Annotated in this window: 1 protein-coding gene; it reads right to left on the reverse strand. The window is 55.8% G+C overall.

The genetic code is table 11. From position 1 onward, the window contains the following. The coding region (locus A7Z29_RS23055) for an autotransporter outer membrane beta-barrel domain-containing protein (RefSeq protein WP_123058437.1) at window positions 1-851 on the reverse strand (851 nt) is incomplete at both ends.

Genomic DNA, 851 nt, shown 5'->3' on the forward strand with positions numbered 1-851 from the left:
GTGTAATTATCGCTATACCCGCCATCGGCTGAACCGGCGCCGTTCATGATACGGGCCCAGGCACCGGCATCACCGTTCGTGTCACGCAGCTCACCCATACGTTTGTTCAGGTTGTTAACTTCCGTCATAAAGTTTTTGTAGCCGGCATTCATGAAACTGTCCGCCTTCGCTGCAGCCGCTTTATCGGCTTCCGTCCTGAAACCATCCAGAATCCATTGCGTACTGCCACCAGTGGTGTCAACACGCAGCGTCGGTGTTACCCGGCTGAAGCCTGTCACCCGGGTGCCGGCCTTAAAGATATCCTCTGATGTTCCGGCCGGCGCGCTGACCAGCGGGATGTTCAGGGACTGCCCCGGGGTCGGGTTCTTCATAAAGCTGACATTCAGGGTGTTGTCTGAGCCGCTGGCTTTCTCCGTCACGCTGATTTTATCGGCGTTCTTCAGGTCAGTGCGCAGGACAAAGTCACTGCCCGTGGCATCCAGTGTCTTAACCGTCAGGGTACGGAAGGCACCGTTTTCTTCAGACTGTACCCGGCTGTTGCGGGTCGTCAGACTGTTGATGTCGGAGTCTCCGGTCAGCTGCCACAGACCACTGTTCATCCTGACGTTTCCTTTACCGCCGGTGATGGCGCCGTAGTACGCCGCGTTATATCCGCTGAACAACCCGGCAGCCAGAACAGGGGAGACAGAAGAGGAAACTGAACCAGGGTTTTCGGAGCCAATACGAATTGTGGATGAACTGGTTGCATGAACATCCCCGGAAACATGCGCCTGCTGGCTGATGTCCAGCGTGGCGTTATCACCGGTTAAATCATAGCCTTCTGTCATGTATGTCAGTACGGGCATCCAGGT

It is taken from the genome of Escherichia sp. MOD1-EC6842 (assembly GCF_002965705.1).
GTDB lineage: Bacteria > Pseudomonadota > Gammaproteobacteria > Enterobacterales > Enterobacteriaceae > Escherichia > Escherichia ruysiae.